Annotated in this window: 16 protein-coding genes and 6 pseudogenes; 12 read left to right on the plus strand and 10 right to left on the minus strand. The window is 70.9% G+C overall.

Going from position 1 to position 20,646, the window contains the following annotated elements:
* Positions 1-124: 124 nt before the first annotated feature.
* The 4 genes from ACK8N7_RS37670 to asnB all read left to right on the plus strand — a co-directional run bounded on the left by ACK8N7_RS37670 (position 125) and on the right by asnB (position 5,866).
* Positions 125-1,840 (plus strand): class I adenylate-forming enzyme family protein, encoded by a 1,716-nt coding sequence (locus ACK8N7_RS37670; RefSeq protein ID WP_500446092.1) that lies wholly within the window; start codon positions 125-127, stop codon positions 1,838-1,840.
* Positions 1,837-2,289 (plus strand): hotdog fold thioesterase, encoded by a 453-nt coding sequence (locus tag ACK8N7_RS37675; RefSeq protein ID WP_403217707.1) that lies wholly within the window; start codon positions 1,837-1,839, stop codon positions 2,287-2,289. Before ACK8N7_RS37670 ends, ACK8N7_RS37675 begins: the two co-directional genes overlap by 4 nt.
* Before the next feature lie 202 nt (positions 2,290-2,491).
* Entirely contained in the window at positions 2,492-3,964 is a 1,473-nt protein-coding gene (locus ACK8N7_RS37680) for an MFS transporter (protein WP_403217708.1), read from the plus strand.
* Between the two features lie 36 nt (positions 3,965-4,000).
* Positions 4,001-5,866, plus strand: coding sequence for an asparagine synthase (glutamine-hydrolyzing) (asnB, locus tag ACK8N7_RS37685; protein WP_403217709.1), 1,866 nt, complete (start codon positions 4,001-4,003; stop codon positions 5,864-5,866).
* A 36-nt stretch (positions 5,867-5,902) separates the two neighbouring features.
* On the opposite strand, the gene murJ is transcribed toward asnB, so the two are convergent.
* Entirely contained in the window at positions 5,903-7,570 is a 1,668-nt protein-coding gene (murJ, locus tag ACK8N7_RS37690; RefSeq protein ID WP_403217710.1) for a murein biosynthesis integral membrane protein MurJ, read from the minus strand.
* Between the two features lie 199 nt (positions 7,571-7,769).
* Between murJ and ACK8N7_RS37695 the strand changes: the two genes are divergently transcribed.
* Complete coding sequence (locus ACK8N7_RS37695) at positions 7,770-8,981, plus strand: L,D-transpeptidase (protein WP_500446095.1); 1,212 nt, start codon at positions 7,770-7,772, stop codon at positions 8,979-8,981.
* 122 nt (positions 8,982-9,103) lie between these two features.
* Positions 9,104-10,705 carry a CocE/NonD family hydrolase gene (locus tag ACK8N7_RS37700; protein WP_403217712.1) on the plus strand — a complete coding sequence of 534 codons (1,602 nt, stop codon included), beginning with the start codon at positions 9,104-9,106 and terminating at the stop codon, positions 10,703-10,705.
* 32 nt (positions 10,706-10,737) lie between these two features.
* On the opposite strand, the pseudogene ACK8N7_RS37705 reads toward ACK8N7_RS37700, so the two are convergent.
* Positions 10,738-10,905: pseudogene (locus ACK8N7_RS37705) on the minus strand (amino acid ABC transporter permease); the annotation flags it as partial.
* 67 nt (positions 10,906-10,972) lie between these two features.
* Here ACK8N7_RS37705 and ACK8N7_RS37710 point away from each other — a divergent pair.
* Positions 10,973-11,170, plus strand: a complete 198-nt coding sequence (locus tag ACK8N7_RS37710; RefSeq protein ID WP_500446234.1) for a transposase — start codon at positions 10,973-10,975, stop codon at positions 11,168-11,170.
* 297 nt (positions 11,171-11,467) lie between these two features.
* Here ACK8N7_RS37710 and ACK8N7_RS37715 read toward each other — a convergent pair whose 3' ends face one another.
* From ACK8N7_RS37715 to ACK8N7_RS37735, 5 genes and pseudogenes are all read right to left on the minus strand, one after another.
* On the minus strand, positions 11,468-11,905 hold the full coding sequence (locus ACK8N7_RS37715; protein ID WP_500446097.1) for a hypothetical protein: 438 nt from the start codon (positions 11,903-11,905) through the stop codon (positions 11,468-11,470).
* 222 nt (positions 11,906-12,127) lie between these two features.
* Entirely contained in the window at positions 12,128-12,526 is a 399-nt protein-coding gene (locus ACK8N7_RS37720; RefSeq protein ID WP_403217715.1) for a restriction endonuclease, read from the minus strand.
* Positions 12,523-12,708, minus strand: coding sequence for a hypothetical protein (locus ACK8N7_RS37725; protein WP_403217716.1), 186 nt, complete (start codon positions 12,706-12,708; stop codon positions 12,523-12,525). The genes ACK8N7_RS37720 and ACK8N7_RS37725 overlap by 4 nt, the downstream gene beginning before the upstream one ends.
* Before the next feature lie 96 nt (positions 12,709-12,804).
* Positions 12,805-13,349 (minus strand): annotated as a pseudogene (locus tag ACK8N7_RS37730) (Scr1 family TA system antitoxin-like transcriptional regulator); the annotation flags it as partial.
* Between the two features lie 228 nt (positions 13,350-13,577).
* A complete protein-coding gene (locus tag ACK8N7_RS37735) occupies positions 13,578-14,411 on the minus strand; it encodes a hypothetical protein (protein WP_403217717.1) in 834 nt (277 codons plus the stop codon).
* Between the two features lie 653 nt (positions 14,412-15,064).
* Here ACK8N7_RS37735 and ACK8N7_RS37740 point away from each other — a divergent pair.
* Entirely contained in the window at positions 15,065-15,247 is a 183-nt protein-coding gene (locus ACK8N7_RS37740; protein WP_403217719.1) for a hypothetical protein, read from the plus strand.
* Positions 15,248-15,299: 52 nt separating this feature from the next.
* On the opposite strand, the pseudogene ACK8N7_RS37745 reads toward ACK8N7_RS37740, so the two are convergent.
* From ACK8N7_RS37745 to ACK8N7_RS37755, 3 genes and pseudogenes are all read right to left on the minus strand, one after another.
* Positions 15,300-15,594 (minus strand): annotated as a pseudogene (locus tag ACK8N7_RS37745) (hypothetical protein).
* A gap of 77 nt (positions 15,595-15,671) precedes the next feature.
* Positions 15,672-15,956 (minus strand): hypothetical protein, encoded by a 285-nt coding sequence (locus tag ACK8N7_RS37750; protein ID WP_403217720.1) that lies wholly within the window; start codon positions 15,954-15,956, stop codon positions 15,672-15,674.
* 93 nt (positions 15,957-16,049) lie between these two features.
* Positions 16,050-16,304, minus strand: coding sequence for a DUF402 domain-containing protein (locus ACK8N7_RS37755; protein ID WP_403217721.1), 255 nt, complete (start codon positions 16,302-16,304; stop codon positions 16,050-16,052).
* 278 nt (positions 16,305-16,582) lie between these two features.
* Between ACK8N7_RS37755 and ACK8N7_RS37760 the strand changes: the two are divergent.
* The 4 genes and pseudogenes from ACK8N7_RS37760 to ACK8N7_RS37775 form a co-directional block, all read left to right on the plus strand.
* Positions 16,583-16,897: pseudogene (locus ACK8N7_RS37760) on the plus strand (metallophosphoesterase); the annotation flags it as partial.
* Between the two features lie 130 nt (positions 16,898-17,027).
* A pseudogene (locus ACK8N7_RS37765) lies at positions 17,028-17,138 on the plus strand (4'-phosphopantetheinyl transferase); the annotation flags it as partial.
* A pseudogene (locus tag ACK8N7_RS37770) lies at positions 17,138-17,410 on the plus strand (hypothetical protein); the annotation flags it as partial. The pseudogenes ACK8N7_RS37765 and ACK8N7_RS37770, both read left to right, overlap by 1 nt.
* A gap of 1,167 nt (positions 17,411-18,577) precedes the next feature.
* Positions 18,578-20,437 (plus strand): PhoX family protein, encoded by a 1,860-nt coding sequence (locus ACK8N7_RS37775; RefSeq protein WP_403217722.1) that lies wholly within the window; start codon positions 18,578-18,580, stop codon positions 20,435-20,437.
* Positions 20,438-20,646 lie beyond the last annotated feature (209 nt).

Genomic DNA, 20,646 nt, shown 5'->3' on the forward strand with positions numbered 1-20,646 from the left:
CTTCTGCACGCGCTGCCGTGACGGACCGGCGCTCCGGAGGTGCCGGTGCGTGGGCCGACACGCGTCGCACGGCGGACTTCGCCGTCAGTCCAGAGAGCTCGTCCGACCGAGGCCAGGGGAATCGATGCCGCTCACGTCCACAACGCTGCTGTCCCCCGAAGCACGTCTCCGGCTGGCGGAGCTCCCCGGTCTCGGCGGTGGCAACGCCTGGCGGATCGCCGTGGAGACGAACCCCGCCGCCGACCTGCCGGTGCTGCTCGCCGACCGGCCGCTGGCAGGCCTGGACGGCACCCCTCGCTCGGAGTTCAGCCTGCGCGACCTGGACGCCCTGGCGGACGCCTGGTCGGCCTGGTACCTGGACCGGGGGGTGGGGCCGCGCGACCGGGTGTCGGTCTACCTGGCGGACACCTTCGCATACCAGGTGCATCTGACCGCGCTGGCCCGCATCGGTGCGATCGGCGTGCTGATCAACGGCCGGATGCGGCCCGAACTCGCCCTCGGCCTGGTCGGGCGCACCGGCTCGGTGGGCCTGTTCACGGACGGGGAGCGACTCGCCCTGCTCGCCGGACGTGAGCGCGGGCTTCCCGAGCTGCGCTGGACCGCCCTGGACGAGGAGGTGGGCACCCTCGGCGCCCGCGCCCCGAAGCCCTCCCAGCTGTACCGGCACGGGGACGACGACCCGGTCGTGATCTGCCACTCCTCCGGCACCACCGGCAATCCCAAGCCGGTCGTCTGGGCGCACCGGCAGAGCGTCGCCGGCGCCCGCTACCGGCTGATCAACCACCCGGAGCGGGAAGGCTCACTCGTACTCGCCGGAGCCCCGCAGTCGCACTCCAGCGCCATCGCGTTCACCTTCTACTCGCTGCTGGCCGGGGCGCCCACGGTCGGCTGGTCCGACCCGACCGGCCCCGGCATCGCACGCGGCTGCGCCACCCACCGGCCGAACGTCGTGCTGGCCTTCAACGAGGCGCTTTCGCACCTGGCGACACATGACCCCGAGCCGGCGGACTTCGACTCCGTCGCCGTGTGGGTGAACCTGGGCGACTGCGGCCACGACGCGCACATGCGCCGGCTGATGCGCCTGGGGCACACCACCGAGCCCGACGGCACCCGTACGCCGGGCTCGGTCGTCGACGACGGCCTGGGCTCCTCCGAGCTGGGCTGGGCGGCGCTGCGCCGCGTGCTCACCCCCGACTCCCCGGCCAGGGCCCGGCATCTCGGCACCCGGGTGCCGATCGCCGAGGTCGCGGTCCTGCGCGAGGACGGCACCGAGGCGGCGGCGGACGAGGTGGGTCTGCTCGGGGTCCGCAGCGAGGCGCTCGCGCACGGCTACTGGAACGACTCCGACACCACGTACCGCACGATGCTCGCCGGCTACTGGCTCTCCGGCGACCTGGTGCGCCGCTCGGCCGACGGCGAGTTCTTCCACGTGGACCGGGCGGTCGACCGGATCCGGACCGAGGCGGGCGACGGCTACTCGGCGTTGATGGAGGAGGAGCTGCTACTCGCCGTCGAGGAGCTGGCGGACTGCTCGGTGGTCGCCGCCAAGGATAGCGGCCGGACCGTAGCGGCAGCCATTGTGACGCTACGTCAGGAGACAACGGCAGAGGACCTGTTACGGCGGGCCAACGAAGCCCTGGAGCGGGCCGGCCAGCCGCGACTGGCCCTGCTGGAGATAGCGCCCACTCCCGAAGCGATCCCGATCGGCCCGACCGGCAAGGTCCTGAAGCGCCAACTGCGCGAGAAGTACGCCGCCTTGGAGACGTACCGACCGGCCGACCCGAAGGCAGTTGCCGTAACGGTGGCAGTGGATCACGGCCCTACGGCGGTCTCGGCATGACCACCTTCGCCGCGCCGCCCACACCCGAGGCGGGCCCGGAGGCCGCCGCCGCCTGGGTGAACGAGGCCGGGGCCGACACCCTGGCCGGCCGGATGGGCATGACCTTCCTGGAGGCCGCCCCCCGGCGGGTGGTGGCGACCATGCCGGTCACCGGCAACACCCAGTTGCAGCGGATGCTGCACGGCGGCGCCTCCGCCGTCCTCGCCGAGTCGCTGGGCTCGCTGGGCGCGGCGCTGCACGCCGGCGAGGGCCGGATCGCCGTCGGGGTGGACATCAACGCCACCCACCACCTGCCGGTGCGCTCGGGCACCGTGACCGGCGTGGCGACGGCCCTGCACCTGGGTGGGACGACGGCCAGTTACGAGGTCGTCATCACCGACGAGGCGGGCCGCCGGGTCTGCACCGCACGGATCACGTGTGCGATCCACGGGAGGCGGAAGCGCGGCTGACCCGCCGTCACGGCCGCCCGCGCCCAACCTCGCACCACGCCCGTACGAGACCCTGCTCCGCCCCCGTACCGCCTCGCTCCATCCCCGTAAGAGACCCCGTCCCGCGCCCGTACGAGACACCGCCCCCGCCAGCCTCCGGGCAACCGGTTCCCCCTCCCCCGTCCGTCACAGCCGCCGGGCCGCACAGGCCCCGAGGAGTGCCATGACCACGCTTCACGACCCGCACGAGCCCGAGCCGGCGGCTCCTCCCCTCCTGCTGCGCACCGGGCCGGTGCTGCTCGTCCTGCTGTCGGCGATGTTCTTCGCCCAGTTCGACTTCTTCGTGGTGAACGTGGCCGCTCCCTCGCTGGAGAGCAGCATCAAAGCCGACCCGGCCGCGCTCGAACTCATCGTCGGGGGCTACGCGTTCGCGTACGCGGCCGGGATGATCACCGCGGGCCGACTGGGTGACCGCTACGGCCACCGCCTTCTGTTCATCATCGGCACGCTCGCCTTCGGGTTCACCTCGCTGCTGTGCGGACTGGCCGTCAACCCCGGGCAATTGATCGCCGCCCGCCTGGCCCAGGGACTTGCCGGGGCGGTCATGGTGCCGCCGGTCCTGGCCGTCATCACCGCGTACTTCCCCAACGAGAAGAAGGGGAAGGCGATGGCCTGGTACGGCGCCGCCGCCGGCCTGGGGTCGATCGCCGGCCAGGTGCTCGGCGGTGCGCTGATCGCGGCGGACTTCGCCGGGCTCGGCTGGCGCACCATCTTCCTGATCAATGTGCCGTTCTGCCTGGTCATCGCGTTCGCCGCGCTGCGGGTGCTCCCCGCGCACGTCAGCCGGATCCGGGCCGGCCTCGACCCGGTCGGCGCGGTCGGCGTCTCGTTCGCGCTCGCCCTGCTGCTGGTGCCGCTGACCATGGGCCATGTCTCCGGCTGGCCGGCCTGGACCTGGGTCAGCATGGCCCTGGCCGTACCGGTGATGGTGGCGACGCTGCGCTGGGAGCGGGCGCTGGCGGCCCGCGGTGGCAATCCGGTGCTCGTCCTGTCGCTGTTCCGCAGCGACTCCTTCCGCGGCGGCGTGATCGCGGGCGCGGCGTTCATGCTCTACTTCGGCAGTTTCATGTTCACCCTGACGCTGCTCCTGCAGTCCGGGCTGAAGCTGGACCCGTTCGAGGCCGGACTGATGTTCTCGCCGATGGGTGTGCTGTTCACCGCCACCTCGATGATCGGCGGCCGGCTCACGGCACGCTGGGGGATGAACGCCCTGGTGGTCTCCGGCGGGGTGACCGCGCTCGGACTGGCCCTGCTGGCCGTGCCGTTGGCAGTCTCGGACTCCGCTGTCGGCCTGCCGTGGGTGGTGTTCTGCCTCTGCCTGGTCGGCGCGGGCAACGGTGTGGTGCTGCCCGCACTGTTCGGCGCGGCGCTCATCAACGTTCCCCCGCAGGACGCCGGGACCGCCTCCGGGATTCTCACCACCACCCAGCAGTTCGCCAGCGCCGCCGGTGTGGCGGCGATCGGGGCGCTGTTCTTCACGGTGGCCGGTGACCGGCCGACCACGGCCGACTGGTCCCTCGCGATGGCCTGGGCGACTGCCGCGAGCTTCCTGCTCGTCCTCGTCGTGATGTGGACGACCTGGACGTTCAAGCGTTTCAGCCCGCCGCCGGCCAAGCGGTCCGCCGCACGGGTCTGACCTCCGTACCACCACGTCGAGAGAGGCCACATCACCATGTGTGGAACAGCAGGATGGGTCTCCTTCGACCCGGCAGCCCCCGTCACGGCCCCGGTGGCCGACGCCATGACCGCGACCATGGCCTGCCGGGGGCCGGACGCCCACGGCCTCTGGCTCGGCCGCTCGGTGGCCCTCGGCCACCGCCGGCTCTCCGTCATCGACCCGGCAGGCGGCAGCCAGCCGATGGTCTTCGAGCACGACGGTGAGCCGGTCGTCGCCATCAGCTACACCGGCGAGGTCTTCAACTACCGGGAACTGCGCAAGCAGTTGCTGATCCGCGGGCACGGCTTCCGTACCGACAGCGACACCGAGGTCGTCCTGCACGCCTACCTGGAGTGGGGCGAGGACTTCACCGAACACCTCAACGGCATGTACGCCTTCGCGCTGTGGGACGCCCGCACCGAGGAACTGCTGCTGGTCCGGGACCGGTTGGGGATCAAGCCCCTCTACTACTGGCCGCTCCCCGGCGGCGTGCTGTTCGGCTCCGAGCCCAAGGCGATCCTGGCCCATCCCTCGGCGCGGCCCGCGATCGACACCGAAGGCTTCGCCGAACTTCTCGGCTTCACCAAGACCCCCGGCCACGCGGTCTACAAGGGCATGCACGAGCTGCGCCCCGGCCACACCCTCCGGGTCGGGCGCGGCGGCAGCACCCTGCGCCGCTACTGGGCGGTGGAGTCCCACGAGCACACCGACGACCTGGACACCACGATCGGCCGCGTCCGTGAGCTGCTGGAGGACATCGTCGCCCGGCAGCTGGTGGCCGACGTCCCGGTGGGCACGCTGCTCTCCGGCGGACTGGACTCCAGCATCATCACCGCCCTCGCCGCCCGCCACCGGACCGCCCTCGGGGCCCCGCCGATCCGGTCCTTCGCCCTCGACTTCGACCGGCACGGCGACGACTTCCGGGCCGACGACTGGCGCGGTACCCCCGACGCGCCGTTCGCCGAGCTGCTCGCCCGGCACGCCGGCTCCGACCACCAGGTCGTCACGCTCTCCCCCGGGCAACTGCTCGCCCAGGACGCCCGCGAGGCCATCATGCGCGCCCGCGACCTGCCGTTCGACCTCGGTGACGGCGACACCTCGCTCTACCTGCTCTTCCAGGAGGTCCGCCGGCACTGCACCGTCGCACTCTCCGGCGAGGCGGCCGACGAGGTCTTCGGCGGCTACCGCTGGTTCAACCATCCCGACACCCTCACCGCGGACACCTTCCCGTGGCTCGCGCCGCCGTTCGGCACCGGCATCTCCGGGCCCGGCAGCGGCCCCGGCGAATCCCTGATGGACCCCGCCCTGCTGGCCAAGATCGACCTCCAGGGCTACCGGGCCCAGCGCTACCACGAGGCGCTCGCCGAAGTTCCGCGGCTGGCCGGCGAGTCCGCCGCCGACCGGCGGATGCGTGAGATCGGCTATCTCCACCTGACCCGGTTCCTGCCCTGGATGCTGGACCGCAAGGACCGGGCCAGCATGGCCGTCGGCCTGGAGGTGCGGGTGCCGTTCTGCGACCACCGGCTGGTGGAGTACGTCTTCAACACCCCTTGGGCGATGAAGTCGTTCGACGGCCGGGAGAAGAGCCTCCTGCGTGCCGCCACCCGGGACCTGCTGCCTCCGGAGATCGCCGACCGGGTGAAGGCCCCGTACCCGACCAGCCGGGACCGGCGCTACCTCGACGGGCTGCGGGCCTCCCTCAAGCGCGCCACCGAGGGCCCGGACTCGCCGGTACGCGAACTGCTGGACGAGGGCGCGCTCGCCGCCGCCACCGCCGACGACCCGCGGCCCGGCTACCGCACGGGGACCGAGCTGGTGCTCGCCCTCGACTTCTGGCTGCGGGGCCAGAACGCCGGCCTCGACGTCGACCTGGAGCTCTGAACCGCACCCAGGAGCACCAGGCGTACGGGCCCGGGCTCAGCGCCGCAGCCGGGCCCGGCCGCCGTCAACCATCGCGGTGATCTCGCCGATCCCGAACGGCCCGGCCAGCAGCACGACGGCGAGCAGCAGCGCGAGGGTCCCCGCTCCGGCGGCCGCAACGTCGCCCGCGCCCTCGGCCGCGCGGGCCGCCCCGTAGGCGAGCGCACCGGCGGGCAGGCAGGCGGCGATCAGCCGGAGGTGCGTGACGAGGGTGGGCGAGCGGAGCAGGGACCCGGTGCCGGTGGCCGAGACCCGCCGGGCCAGGACGTACCCGGTGACGGCGAAGCCGACGGTGAAGGCCACCGTGCTCGCCCCGGCCATCCCGGTCACGGCCCAGCGGGCGGGCAGCAGCCAGTAGGCGGCGGCCGAGAGGCCCGCGTTGACTGCGGCGACCACCAGGTTGAGCAGGAACGGGGTGCGCGTGTCGCTCATCGCGTAGAAGCCTCGGGAGAGGACGTACTGCCCGGAGAAGGCGATCAGCCCCGGCGCGAAGGCCACCATGATTCCGGCCATCACCGTGATGTCGGCGTCGGTGGTGCGCCCGTACCCGAAGACGGAACCCATCACCCATGGCGCGAGCACCAGCAGCGCGGTGGCGGCGGGCACCACGACGGCGGCGCTGGTCCGCAGGGCGTACGCGACATCGCGCCGCACCCCGGCGAGGTCCCCGTCGGCCGCCGCCCGGCTCATCCGGGGCATCAGCGCGGTGACGAGCGAGACGGTGATGATGCCCTGCGGGACGACCCAGAGCTGGTAGGCGTAGCTGTACGCGGTGTAGCCCGCCCCGCCCGCCACATGCTGCTCGAACGCCTCCTGGCCGGCGGTGGTGGAGAGCCGGGTGACGACCCAGTAGGCGAGCTGGTTGGTGAGGACCAGCAGCACGAGCCAGCCGGCCGAGCGCATCGGCCGGGTCAGTCCGCTGCCGCGCCAGTCGAAGCGGGGCCGCCAGCGGAACCGGGCGGCGCGCAGCGCGGGGATCAGGGCGAGGGTCTGCACGGCTGTCCCGGCGGTGGTGCCCCAGCCGAGGAGCTGGGCGTCGGTGTCCGAGAGGGTGCCCGCGGAGTTCGCGGCGACGGTGATGTAGAGCCCGAACACCCCGATGATCACGATGTTGTTGAGGACCGGGGTCCACATCATCGCGCCGAACCGGCCCCGGGCGTTGAGAACCTGGCCGAGCAGGGTGAACAGGCCGTGGAAGAGGATCTGCGGCAGGCAGTAGCGGGCCAGCGCGACGGTCAGCTCGGCCTGGCGGCCGTCGTAGTCGGTGTAGACACCGACGATCAGCGGGGCAGCGGCCACGGCGAGCCCGGTGAGTGCGAGAAGGCCGACGGCGCACAGGGTGAGCAGCCGGTCGGTGTACGCGGCGCCCCCGTCGGCGTGCTCCTTGGCGGCCCGGACCAGCTCGGGGACGAAGACCGCGTTGAGGGCGCCGCCGATGAGCAGGATGTAGAGGATGTTGGGGACGGTGTTGGCGACCGTGAAACCGTCGGCGGTCAGCCCGGTGCCGAGCGCGGCGACGACGACCGCCGAGCGGACGAACCCGGTGGCGCGGGAGACGACGGAGCCCGCCGCCATCACGGCCCCGCTGCGCAGGACGGAGGCGGACCGGGCCGGGGGCGCATCGGGCTTTCCGGCCTCTTCCGTGAGCGCGTCGGCGGCCGTCATCCGCGAGTCCTCCGTGCCCACTGCTCTCTCCCGCGTTCCGAGGTTCTGGCCGACGGTGGAAAGTACTCCGCGCGGTCCGGCGCCGGTCGGGCGGATCGTGCGGGCAGTCCGGGCGGAACCCGACATGGGGGAAACGGAACCCGACAGGGGGGAAAACGCCTCTCACCTGTCGAGTCTTGCTGCCCTGGAGGTTTTTCCGTTGAGTTCTGCACGCCCGCGCATCCGTCGTACCGCCCCGGCCGGCCGGAGCGCCCGGCTCGCCCTGACCGTCCCGGCGGCGCTGCTCGCCGCTGCCCTCACGGCCTGCTCGGGCGGAGCGGCCGGTTCCGCCGCGCAGGCCGGCGAGGACGGCAAGGCGCCGGGGACCAGCATCTCGGTGAACCTCCGGGGCGAGGCGGCGGCCCCGGGCGGACCGGTGAAGGTCACGCTGGCACAGGGCAAGCTGAAGACAGTGTCGGTGACGGCGGGCGAGGGCGGTGCCCTGGCCGGGAAGATATCCGCCGACGGCCGGACCTGGATATCCGAGCGGATCGCCGCGCCGGGGACCGCGTACACCGTCGAGGCGAAGGACGCGGACGGCGGCAGCGACTCGGCCACGTTCACGACCGCCGAGGCGGAGAAGGTCAACAAGCTGTCGCTCGCACCGGGCAAGAACACCACGGTCGGTATCGCCCAGCCGCTGTCGGTCGTCTTCGACCACCCGGTGAAGAACAAGGCGGCGGTGGAGAAGGCCCTGAAGGTGTCCACCTCGAACAGCACCGAGGGCTCCTGGGGCTGGCTGCAGGACTACTCGGGCAAGGACCGCGTCGACTGGCGGCCCAGGGAGTACTGGAAGCCGGGGACGAAGGTGACCCTGGCCGCGGAGCTGAACGGCATCGACACGGGCGCGGACGGCGGCTGGTTCGTCCGTGACTACACGACCACGTTCACCATCGGCGCGGCCCAGGTGGTCAAGGTCGACCTAGACGGGCACCGGTTGTCCCTGCACCGCGACGGCAAGCAGGTGTTCCAGGCACCGATGTCGGGCGGTACGCCGGGCGGCGACAAGGCGTCCTGGCGGGGCACGGCCGTCCTGATGTCGAAGGAGGGCACGATCAACATGCGCTCCGAGACGGTGGGCCTCGGCGACGCGTACGACAAGATGGTCGACTACTCGATGCGGCTGACCTGGTCGGGGATGTACGCCCACGCCGCGCCGTGGAACTCCGGCTACTTCGGCAACGCCAACCGCAGCTCGGGCTGTCTCGGCATGAGCGACGCCAACGCCTCCGCGCTCTACGGGCAGGTGCGGGTGGGCGACCCGTTCGAGATCACCGGCGCCGACGCCAAGGGCACGGTCGCCGAGGGCAACGGGTACGGCGCGTGGAACGTGTCGTGGACCGACTGGCAGGCGAAGAGCGCACTGAAGTGAGCCACTGCTGACACGGCGTCCAATAATCGTTACCTTCACGCAACACACCCGGTAGTTACCAGCGGTAAACAACCGGGGTTACCGTCGGGTCACTTTGCACTGACACGCGTGAGGAGTGACCCGTGGTACGTCCGAAACCGGCACTGCGCACCACCGCTTCGATCACCACCGCCGTCGTCCTGCTGACCGGAGCCGCCCTCGGCGCGGCTCCGGCGGCCGGCGCGGCGCCCGCCCCCACCTCGGCGAGCGCCTCCGCGCCGAACCTGACGTTCCACGACATCCCCGGCTCCGGCGGCATCACGCTCAAGGGCAATGTGTTCAGACCGTCCGGAGAGGCGGCCCCGGCCGGGGCGAAGCACCCGCTGATCGTCTTCCCGACCAGCTGGGCCATGCCGCAGATCGAGTATCTGGCGCAGGCCCAGAAGCTCGCCGACTCCGGCTATGTCGTGGTGAGTTACACCTCGCGCGGCTTCTGGCTCTCCGGCGGGAAGATCGAGGTGGCGGGTCCGCCGGACATCGCGGACGCCTCCGCCGTCATCGACTGGGCGCTGGCGAACACCTCGGCCGACCCGGACCGGATCGGCATGGGCGGGGTCAGTTACGGAGCGGGCATCAGCCTGCTGGCGGCCGGTCACGACCCCCGGATCAAGGCGGTGGCGGCGCTCAGCGGCTGGGCCGACCTGATCGACTCGATCTACAGCGGCCGGACCCAGCACCTCCAGGCGGCGGCCCTGCTCGGCGGGGCCGGGCTGATCACCGGCCGCCCCAGCGACGAACTGTCGCAGACGCTCAAGGACTTTCTCGGCTCGAAGCTGGACAAGGAACCGGAGATGATCGCCTGGGGCGCCAAGCGCTCCCCCGCGACCTACCTCGACAAGATCAACGCCAACGGCGCGGCGATCATGATGGGCAACGCCTGGGGCGACACGATCTTCCCGCCCAACCAGTACGCCTCGTTCTACGAGAAGCTCGCCGGCCCCAAGCGGCTGGAGTTCCGCCCCGGCGACCACGCGACCGCCGAGCTGACCGGCCTGTTCGGGCTGCCCAACGACACCTGGACGAGCACCCGCCGCTGGTTCGACCGCTACCTCAAGGGCGAACGCAACGGCATCGACACCGAGCAGCCCGTCCAGCTCAAGTCCCGCAACGACAAGGGGTATGAGGGCTACCCGGACTGGAAGTCGGTGGGCGCGGCCAAGAACCGCATACAGCTCGACGGTACGAAGAAGGTGTGGGCGAACGTCGACTCGGGCGCCAACGGGGGCATCACGCTGCTCTCCAACGCGCTGGACCAGTTCCTGAGGCTGCCGCCCACGGTCTCCGTACCCCTTCTGCCGCGCACCTTCGCGAGCGTCTGGCAGTCGGAGAGGTACGGCTCCGAGCAGCGCGTCCGGGGTACGGCCGAGCTGCACACCACGGTCACCAGCAGCAAGTCGAGCGGCACCTTCGTCGCGTACCTCTACGACGTCGGCCCGCTCGGCGTGGGCAAGCTGGTCAGCAACGCCCCGTACACGTTCCACGGGCAGACGCCGGGCCGGCCGTTCCCCGTCGACCTGGAGCTGTTCTCCACGGCCTACGACGTCCCGGCCGGTCACCGGCTCGCCCTGGTGATCGACACCGTCGATCCGCTGTACATCGAGCACAACCCGACCGGCGCGCAGCTGACCTTCTCCTCGCCCTCCACGGACCCGAGTCATCTCTCGGTCCCGCTGCGCGAGAAGTGATCACCGACTGCTGCCGGGCGGGCAGGGCCCGGCTACTGCCCTCCTGGCAGCAGCGTCCCCGGTTCGGCCGGGGCCACCCCCACCGCCTCCGTCCTCGGATTGCGCCGCTGCCTTCGCGCCACCCAGGTGGCGAACCACGAGAGCAACATGCACATGCCGATGTAGATCTGGAAGATCACTCCCACTCCAGGATGGGAGGGCCACTGAACTGCGGCGGAGTGGAACTCCCGGGATCGCCTGGGAGACAGATGAGAAAAGGGTCGGGCCTTGACCCAAGGCCCGTGGGCGGACGTCCTCACTGCGGCGGACCGGCGGGGACTGTCTCCGCTGTTCTGGACCCACGTGAACCCGTACGGCCGGTTCGAACTGGATATGAACAGCCGTCTCGACCTGGACCTCGCCGCCACGGCCATGGTGCCCGGCCCGCGCGGTCCACAGGGCATGCCGGCCGGCGCTGCGATCTGAGCTGGCAAGGACGGGGTAGCCCTCTCGGGCGCCCCGTCCGGTGCGTCCCGGCGCCCCGTGGGCGGGCGGCACGCGCAGGGAAAAGTCGCACCGGGCGCTGGCCCCGGCCGGTCGTTGACCAGCACGGACGGTGCCCTCCCGGGCGCCGCGGCGAGAGAGTGAGTCGATGGCAGAGGCAGCTCTCCCGAAGGTACGAGCCGTGCAGCGGCGGATCGTCGCCACGCGACCCGCTCACGGCCTACGCCGCCTTCACGGGACGGCCGCCATGCCTGGAGCCGCTGCTGGAGCGGCGGGGACTCACGCCGCCACGGACACCGGTTCCCGGCGCCATGGCCTGAGCAGGACGACGGTCAGCGCGGCGACCGCGCTCAGGCACAGGAATACCGGCCGGATACCGACCGTAGATGCCATCAGCCCTCCAAATGTCGCACCGAGGGGCGCCGACCCGATCCCGACGAACTGGAACGCGGAGTTGACGCGGCCGAGGAGGTCGTTCGACACGGATCTCTGCCGCATGGAGATGACCTTCACCCCGAAGAGCGTGCCCACCGCGCTGCCTGTGGTCATCAACAGCGCGATGACCCACACGTTGTTCGAGAGGCCGGGCGCCGCGATGGTGGTGAGCAGTCCCCCGACGCCGACCGCCACCGCGTGGGACTCTCCGAGCAACCGGGAAACCCGGGCCGCGACCGCACTGCCGATCATCGACCCGATACCCAGGGCGGACAGCAGCAATCCGTGAGCCGTTTCCAACCTCCCGTCAGGTTGGAAACGGCTCAATACTTACGAAATCCAGAAACGCCGAGCTGCGGGACGTGGTCGAACAGCAGACGCGCGGGCAGTTCACGATCGGGGACCGGGCGTTGGAGATCGAGCCGATGCGGCTCCGAGGGGGGCCGGTCGGCGGGATCGAGGGCCAGGCACGCGGTGATGGTGTCGAGCCCGGGTGCGGTGGTCTCAGGGGGTACTGGCGGGCTCAGGGGCGGCGGCGGCGAGGCGGTCCAGGCGCTCGTAGAGGGCGCGGACGAGGCGGGCGCGGCCTTGGACACAGCGCACGGTGCCTTCCATGCGGACCGACAGCCGGCGGTCGGCTTCGTCGAGGACGACGTCGGCGAGCGCGCGGGCGGCGTGTTCGTCGGGCAGCAGGTCTGCGGCGCGGCGGACATCGCCGGCCACGGCGCGGGCGGCGCCGGTGAGGAGCAGCGCGATCTGCTGGAGGTCCGCGGGCGCCAGGCCGGGATCGTCGGTCCATCCGAACACGGCCTTGATCAGGCACTCGTGGGGAGTCCGGTCGAGCGGGAACTCCGCTTCGAGGCGTCCTTCGGGATCGTGCAGGACCGGGTGTGTGCTGCTCATCGGTGCCTCGCCGTGTCGTCGCGGCCGTCGGCGTTGTCGTCCGGGGCCTGGGTGGTGTGGGCGAGGAAGCGGGCGTAGCCGCGGTCGGCGCGTTCCAGAAACGCCGGGCAAGGCCGGCCGAAGTCGGACGGCTGGAGGCCGCGTACTTCGGGTTCGGGTCCGGCGGGTGTGGGTGCGCTCATGGGCACCGCCTTCTGTTGCTGGGTGCGTCGGTGTCATTCGACGCTACGGAGAAGGCGGATTGGTCCTCAACGAGATTGCGGTCAAATGCGCGATGTTCACTCCGGGGCATCGATCGCGGCCCGGATGAGGGTTGGGTGCGGGCGGCGTCGCCGTAGACGGCCATCTCCGCGAGGCCGACAAACGCCTGGGCGTAGTCGGCGAGCTCGCGCGGCTGCGTCACCTTGATCTCCGCCGTCAACGTCTCCACCACCGGCACGGAGTCGTCGTGGACGTAGAACGCCTCCAGCGGCCACACGGTGCGCTGCGCGGTGAACGGGATGATCCCCAGCGAGACGGAGGCGAGCGGCATCACGGTCAGGAGGTGGCGCAGTTGGCCGCGCATCACCTCCGGGTCGGCGGTGCGGAAGCGCAGGACGGACTCCTCAAGGAGGACGACGTAGCGGTGGCCGCCCTCGTAGAGGAACCGGGAGCGGGCGACGCGTGCGGCGACCGCTTCGGCGACACCGTCGGGGGTGCCCTGGAAGGCGGTGATCTGGGTCATGAGCGCGGTTGCGAACGCCGGGGTCTGGAGGAACCCTGGCGGCACGTTGGAGAGGTAGAGGCGGCAGACGCGAGTCTGCTCGTGCATGGCGTACCAGTCTTCTGGTCCTGCTCGAGGACGGACGCCCCAGCCCAGGTATCAGCCTGCTTGGGGAAAGCGCCGGGCAAACCCGGGACGCCGGGCTTCCCTCTCCGTCACGGGGAGACCGTACTGCTGGACCTGACCGCGGGCGGGATGCATGCGTTCGGTACGGCTCCAGCAGGAAGTGGGCAGGATGGCCGGCACACAGCGGACGGCTGCCCGGCGCGGATCAGCGGCGGTGACCGGTCAGCAAAAATCCTGCGTCTCGGCGCAGTCGATGACATAGCGCTGCCCCGGCTGGGCACCGGGATCGATGACGAATCTCTGCGCCTCGCCTGCGGGGATACCGTCGATCGCGAACGGCTTGCCGCCGTCGGTGATCTCCTGTGTGCGGGTTCCTGCGGAATCGCTGTAGGTTGCCTCGAAAACCCACTGGCAGTCGCTGGTCCCCGAGGAGACTTCCACCCGCAGACCGCCCGGAGTGGCGGAGCCCCCGAGGTCGATTTTCTTGAAGCTGAAGAACGGCTTTCCCCGGTTCTTGTCATTGCCGGTGATGGTGGGGGTGTTCTTCTCCGGCAGGTCGAAGAACATGCCCTCGTAGACGCCCCCGCCCTGTTGCGGAAGGAGGAAGAGCACCTTCGCCGACGCGGTGGTGCATCTCAGGTTCTTGGCCCGCAGGCCGATGACGGAGAGTTCCGCGTCCCGGTCGCTGTGGAAGTCCATGAGCCAGATCTTGGAGAATCCGCTGGCGGTCTCCGACGAATAGGCCAGCTTCTTCGCACGGGATCCCACCAGGCTGCCGAACACACGGTTCCCCTCGTCCGACCTGAGGTCGAGCCCGTACAGGGCCTGCCGCTCCGCGGCGGTGAAGGGGCGGTCCAGGATGTAGATGGGCTGTTCTGAGTCGGTGTCGTCCCGGACACTGACGGTGAAGGCGTCCCCTTCACGGTCCAGTTTGTCGTCCACCGCGTTCTGAGTGCGCGTCGCCGATTCGGCGAAGAACTGATCCGCGGCCCAGGGGACGATCCAGTCGCGTAACGGCACGAACAGGACGACCGTCGCCAGGACAGCAGCCGCCACCCAGAGTCTTCTCCGCCGATCCGGCCCCTGCGAGGCAGCCGCGTCAGGGAACAGTGTGTCCAGGAGAGCCTGGAAGGTACGACGCCGGGCGGGTGGACCAGGAGGCGGGCTGACTGTAACGGTGGGTTCTTCCGGCTGGCCCCCGGACGCCGGATCATCAGCGGGTACGGCAGGCGGTGCCACCGGCGGCGGCGGTGGGTTCTCCGGAGCGCTGGGAACAGACACGACGCCTCACCACCGTATGTCACCGATGAACGGACGCACATGATGGCACGCGGGCACCGGCGGAGTCCCGGCCTCGGCACAAACCTGCGGCGGGCACACCGACGTCATCGATCGCGGACGGCCGCAGTCGCTGAAGAGTCGGGTGGGGCCGAGGATGATCGGGGCCTCACCCGAAGGGCCGTCGTCGTCAGCCGCGGCGAGCGCGGCGGCCGGATCGGGGGTCGCACCCAGGAAGCGTGGGTCGCGGCGACGGACGGCGGCCCTCCAGGAGCCGATGCCGGCAATAGCAGCACCGACCGCAACGGCCAGAGCCAGGGACGCGGTCGTGTCGGTGGTAGTCATGGGGCAGGACGCTATCGCCACCGCACGTCCCAGGTCGGCGGCCTGGAGGTACGGCCATCAGCGGGGCCGTCGTCCAAGGTGGGGCGGTGAACGCACTGCGACCCGGTGACATCACCGACGAGATGATCCAGGCCATGGACACGGCCAAGCGGCAGGGACTGCAGAAGGACCTGCGCGCCCTGGCCGCGAGCATCCGCGCCGACGCCGAAGGCCGCTACGAAAGCGCGGAGCCGGGGTGGCGGGCCGGAGTCGAGTGGACGCTGCTGTGAATCGAGAACACCGCAGGCCAGCTGACCGAAGGCAAGCCGTGGACAGCGGGCGTCAGGGTGTGTCGCCGGAGTAGTGGAAGCGGCACACCACACCCGGGCCACCCGGCGGGCGGGGCTTGCCGGGGAGCCGGTCGTACAGCGCCCGGCCGCCGCCCCAGCTCGGTCGTCAGGGCGACGCCGTCCTCGATCTCCTCCGGCCGCCAGCCGGTGATGTCGAGCAGCAGTCCGTCCAGCGGCCCGCCGACCAGGACGGCGTACGTCTGGTGTGGGAGCGGGCCGGGGTTGGGTCGGTCGTGGTCGTGGCCGTACACTCGGCCGCGCAGCAGGTGCTCGTCACCATCGTTGATCCGACCAGCCTCCAAGCCGCCAACGACAGCGAGAGGCCGGCGACGCTCGATCGTCCGGCCTCTCCCGTACGCCGGCGTCAGGCGCAGGGCAGCCGGTCGGAGACGGGCCAGTCGATGCGCACCCCCCGGCGGATCAGCGCGGTGACGCTGTCGACCTGGCACGTGGGCGGCTGTTCCTGGGTGAAGCGGCACAGCGCCCGGTGCACGCCGTCGCGCAGTTGGCCGTCGGTCATCGTGGGCGCCTGCTCCTGCAGTTCGTCGAGAAGCCGCCCGGCGCGGGCCGCGCGGGACAGCGCGGCGTCGGCGAGCGGCCCTTCGGCGAAGCCGTTGCGTACATACAGGCCGGGCTCGATGAAGGTCATGGTGACGGTCCTCTCCACCCGGCCGCGCATGGTCTCCCGGGTGGAGACGCGGTCGCGGGACCGAGCGGGCGGGAACGTAGAGCACCGACCTCGTTAGCGTCGCGTCGCGGCAACCGGCCGGGGCAGGCACGGTGTGGGCCAAACCGGATCCCACCGCCAGGCCGCCCACCGTTCCGCCTGCGCGAAGACACCGGTGCGTTCGGTGAGCATCGCCAGGACCTCGCCGCGGGCGGCGTCGACGGCCCGGTGCTCGGTGTCGGAGAGGATGCCGAGGCGCCGCACGTGGGCGTACTCGTCTTCGTCCTTCCACTCCCAGCGGGTGAGGTCGGGCGCGACGACCAGGTCCACGGTGAGGTCGAGTGTGTCGAACCCGGCTTCGGTGCGGCGGGTGGGGGTACTCGAAGTTGACGTACCAGTTCCGCAGCTGGCACCCGTCCCCGTCGGGTACGAAGAAGGCGTTGACGCTGAACCAGGACGTGGGCGGCTTCCACAGCAGCAGGTCGGTCTCCTGCCACACCGCGCCCTCGAGCTCCCACTCCCCCGTCGCCATCACGTCGAACGCCTCCGTGCGCACCGAGCGGTCCTCCTGCGCGCGGGCCTGCGCGTACTGGGCCGCCTGGTGCCGCTCACATGCCGAGGAGACCGAACGCCGACCGGCGGCGGTCGCCCCGTCCATGCCCACGGTCCTGGTCAACCACTATCCGCTGGTCCGCGGCCCCACCCGGGTCCTGCGCTACCCGGAGCTCGCCCAGTGGTGCGGCACGGACCTGACAGCCGACTGGCACGTGCCTTTCCGCGCCGCCGCCGTGGTCTACGGGCACCTGCACATCCCCCGGGTCACCCGGCACGACGGCGTGCCTTTCGAGGAGGTCTCGGTCGGCTACCCCCGCGAGTGGCGTGAGCGCCCGCCACGGGAGCCCCTGCGCCGGATCCTTCCCGCGCGGAACGCTCGGGCCGTCCGTGATCCACGGCGCGCTGCCTCCCGAGGTCGTGACAGCGGTGTCCTACGACGACGGACAAGAGCCGGGCGAGGAACTGTTCCCGCAGGAGAGCGCGCTGATCGCACGGGCGGTGCCCGAACGGCAGCGGGAATTCACCACCGTACGGTTCCTGGCCAGACGCGCGCTGCGCGAACTGGGCCGGCCGCCGGTGGCACTGATGCCCGGCCACCGGGGCCCCCGGTGGCCGGAGGGAATCGTCGGCAGCATGACTCACTGCGACGGCTACCGGGCCGCCGCGCTGGAGGGGGCCCAGGACACGGTCGGACTGGGCATCGACGCGAAACCGGACGCGCCGCTGCCCGAGGGCGTGCTCGAAGCGATCGCGCTGTCCGACGAACGGGACAGCATCGTCTCGCTGGCCACCCGTCGCCCCGAGGTGAACTGGGCAGGCTTCTCTTCAGCGCGAAGGAGAGTGTCTTCAAGGTGTGGTATCCGCTCACGGGACGCGAACTCGACTTCTCAGAGGCGGAGATCGGCTTCGCTCCGGCCGGACGGACCTCCGGGCGCGTCTGCTGGTTCCGGGCCCCGTGGTGCAGGGTCGACGCCTCGGCGGATTCGACGGGCGCTGGACCGCGGAGCGCGGCCTGCTGGCGACCGCCATCCATCTGCCCCGGCGCCCGACCCCCGCCCACTGAGATGCCCGGCACCGCCCGACACCCCTGTCGGCATCGTAGCGAGCTCGCCGAACCGCTGAAGTCGCAGCCCAGGATGTGGAAGCTGACTCGAACACGATCTTGGACGCAGGGGTTTCGCATCGCCGGCACACCGGCATAGCGAGCAAAGTCAAGAGCGCCGAGGTCGCCAACGGCATGATCTACGCCTGGAGCACAGGGTTAAGACCATTGCACGTCGTCATTCCTTACGCGGCTGAGCCTGCCGTTTCCCTCCGCGGTGCGCCGCAGGCGAGGTCCATCACGATGTGCACCCGCAGCGGCCGGTCGGTCTCACCCCCAGAGCTGGACATGGCGCCAGCGGCGGCCGCCGCGGTGGGCAATCCGATGGCGGTCGCCGCGCGGAGCACGTACCTGCGGTCCCTGGGGGATCTCCTGTCGACGGGCGGGCCGTGCCCGCGTACCGGACCGACTCCTCGTGTACGTCAAGCACGTACCGACGGCTGCTTCAGTAGGCGGCTCGCCTGGCAGGACAGTTCCCGCCGCCTGCTCTTGGCCTGTAGGGGTCCGGCGGTGTCCCGTTCGGGTGGTGACCGTGGTCCTGACGTGCAGGGCACCGCCGGCGGCGTCGCGGATAGCCATCGCCGAGAACCGCCGGAAGCACGAGAACGGGCCGTGTTCGCCGGTTCCGGGGCGCATCAACACCGGGCGGGTAACCAACCCGGTCCAGGACATGCCGTCCGCGCCATCGCGTCCGGCCTCTCCCCTCAGGTCCCGCACCCCGCCACTCGTGGACAGGACGTAGGGCGGGCCGGGGCCGCACGGCGCCCATCTCCGGTGTGCCGGACGCGACCGCGCCATGACCCTCATCGCCCCAGAAGTTCCCTATCGACGCCTCCTCTCTTGACCTTCTATTTACCTTCGAGGGAAGAGTGGGCCATCTCGGCTTCCTAATGTGGCGAACCCCTGACCGGGGAACCTTGTTGTTGATCCTGGCTGGAGGCCGTACGTGCGCCCCGACACACCTGCTTCACCTTCGATGTCCGAGCTGGCCCACCGTCGCCTGTCCCGCAGGGCCGTGGTGGCCGGAGGGCTCGTCACCGCCGCCGCGTCGTTCTTCGCCGCCCCGCCCGCGGCAGCCGCTACCGACCGGGCAAACCCGGCGACTCATGGTGGCCGCAAGCCGCTGCTCGGGTTCCCCGCGGTCTCACCGAGTAACGCCGACGAGGTCGTGCTGCCGCCGGGGTACAGATACCAGGTGCTCTACCCCTGGGGCCATCCGATCGTGCCGTCCGGGCCCGCCTTCGCCGAGGACGCCGGCAACACCGCTGCCGACCAGGCCGAGCAGGCAGGTGACCAGCACGACGGCATGTGGTTCTTCCCCCTCAAGGGCGATCGCTCCGGTCTGCTCTGCGTGAACCACGAGGCCACGGCCGAGCAGTTGCTGCACACCGACGGCCGAACCGACTGGACGTCGGAGAAGACCGCCAAGTCGATGGCCGCGCACGGAGTGTCGATCGTCGAGATCGAGCGGCGCCGCGACGGCCAGTGGCGCCTCAACGAATCCGAGTACGCCCGCAGGGTGACCATGACCACGCCTGCCGAGATCACGGGGCCGGCGGCGGGCCACCCGCTGCTACGCACCAGCGCGGACCCCTACGGCGTCCGGGTGCTGGGCACCCTGAACAACTGCGCCAGCGGGCCGACCCCTTGGGACACCTACCTGACGTGCGAAGAAACGATCAACAAGTACTTCTTCTACGACGAGGAACCGCCGCCGCCCGGCTCGGCCGAGGAGCGCTACGGCATCGGATCGGAGAGCCCGTACCCGTGGTACACCACGGAACCGCGGTTCGACATGCGGGTGGAGCCCAACGAGTACAACCGGTTCGGCTGGGTGGTCGAGATCGACCCCTTCGACCCTTCGTCGAAGCCCAAGAAGCGGACCGCCCTGGGTCGCATGGAGCACGAGAACGCCGTCGTCGTGCGCGGCAAGCGCGGCGAGGCCGTCGTCTACATGGGTGACGACACGCAGTTCGACTACTTCTACAAGTTCGTGGGCGCCGAGCCGATCAAGGACGCGCTCAAACGTCGGCGCAGCCCCCTCGACAAGGGCACCCTGTACGTCGCCCGCTTCGAGGAGGACGGCTCCGGCAGGTGGCTGCCGCTGGTGCACGGCAAGCCGGGCCTGACCGAGGCCGACGGGTTCGCCGACCAGGCCGAGGTGCTGATCCACGCGCGTCTTGCCGCGGATGCCGTGGGAGCCACCCCTATGGACCGCCCGGAGTGGTGCTCGGTGCAGCCCCGCACCGGCGCGGTGTTCTTCACCTGTACCAACAACACGGCCCGAACCGAGTCGGTGAACGCGCCCAACCCGCGGCTCAACAACCGTTTCGGGCACATCATGAAGATCGACGAGAACCGCAACCCCAGCTCGGAGAAGTTCGTGTGGGACATCTTCCTGCTCGCCGGGGACGAGGCCAGCGGCGCCACCGTTCCCCCCGACCAGGCCTTCGGCTCGCCCGACGGCCTCTGGTTCGATGCGCAGGGCCGCCTGTGGATCCAGACCGACGGAACACAGCCGACGGTCAACGGCGTCGCGCAGAACAACCAGATGCTGGCAGCCGACCCCGACACCGGCGACATCCGCCGGTTCCTGGTCGGTCCGCCGCGCTGCGAGATCACCGGCATCACGTCCACGCCGGACGGCCGGTCGCTGTTCGTGAACATCCAGCACCCCGGTGACTCCGGTACGCCCGAGAACCCCCGGCTGAGTTCGAACTGGCCCGACTTCAGCCCCACCGGCCGTCCCCGGTCGGCCACGATCGTCATCACCAGGGAAGACGGTGGTGTGGTCGGCGCCCGCTGAACACATCCCCCGCAGCCCTCGACGCCGGTCCCGGACCGCAACTGTCGCGATACCGGCGCCGGCGTTCAGAGCTGCCGGTGGACCACACCGATGCCGGGCCGGGCACCACAGGTCATCTCCATTGAAGCGTTCGCGTGCTTGCTTCTCGCCCGGCGTCGATGTGTCCAGCTACCCCCCGCGACACCTCTCCGGTCTTCACACCGATCACC

It is taken from the genome of Streptomyces griseobrunneus, assembly GCF_046713465.1.
Lineage (GTDB): Bacteria > Actinomycetota > Actinomycetes > Streptomycetales > Streptomycetaceae > Streptomyces > Streptomyces microflavus.

Coding starts and splice junctions, on each gene's coding strand:
- asnB (WP_403217709.1), top strand. CDS start 4,001: ATGTGTGGAACAGCAGGATGGGTCTCCTTCGACCCGGCAGCCCCCGTC.
- ACK8N7_RS37675 (WP_403217707.1), top strand. CDS start 1,837: ATGACCACCTTCGCCGCGCCGCCCACACCCGAGGCGGGCCCGGAGGCC.
- ACK8N7_RS37725 (WP_403217716.1), bottom strand. CDS start 12,708: ATGAGCGCACCCACACCCGCCGGACCCGAACCCGAAGTACGCGGCCTC.
- ACK8N7_RS37670 (WP_500446092.1), top strand. CDS start 125: ATGCCGCTCACGTCCACAACGCTGCTGTCCCCCGAAGCACGTCTCCGG.
- ACK8N7_RS37680 (WP_403217708.1), top strand. CDS start 2,492: ATGACCACGCTTCACGACCCGCACGAGCCCGAGCCGGCGGCTCCTCCC.
- ACK8N7_RS37750 (WP_403217720.1), bottom strand. CDS start 15,956: ATGACCTTCATCGAGCCCGGCCTGTATGTACGCAACGGCTTCGCCGAA.
- ACK8N7_RS37720 (WP_403217715.1), bottom strand. CDS start 12,526: ATGAGCAGCACACACCCGGTCCTGCACGATCCCGAAGGACGCCTCGAA.
- murJ (WP_403217710.1), bottom strand. CDS start 7,570: ATGACGGCCGCCGACGCGCTCACGGAAGAGGCCGGAAAGCCCGATGCG.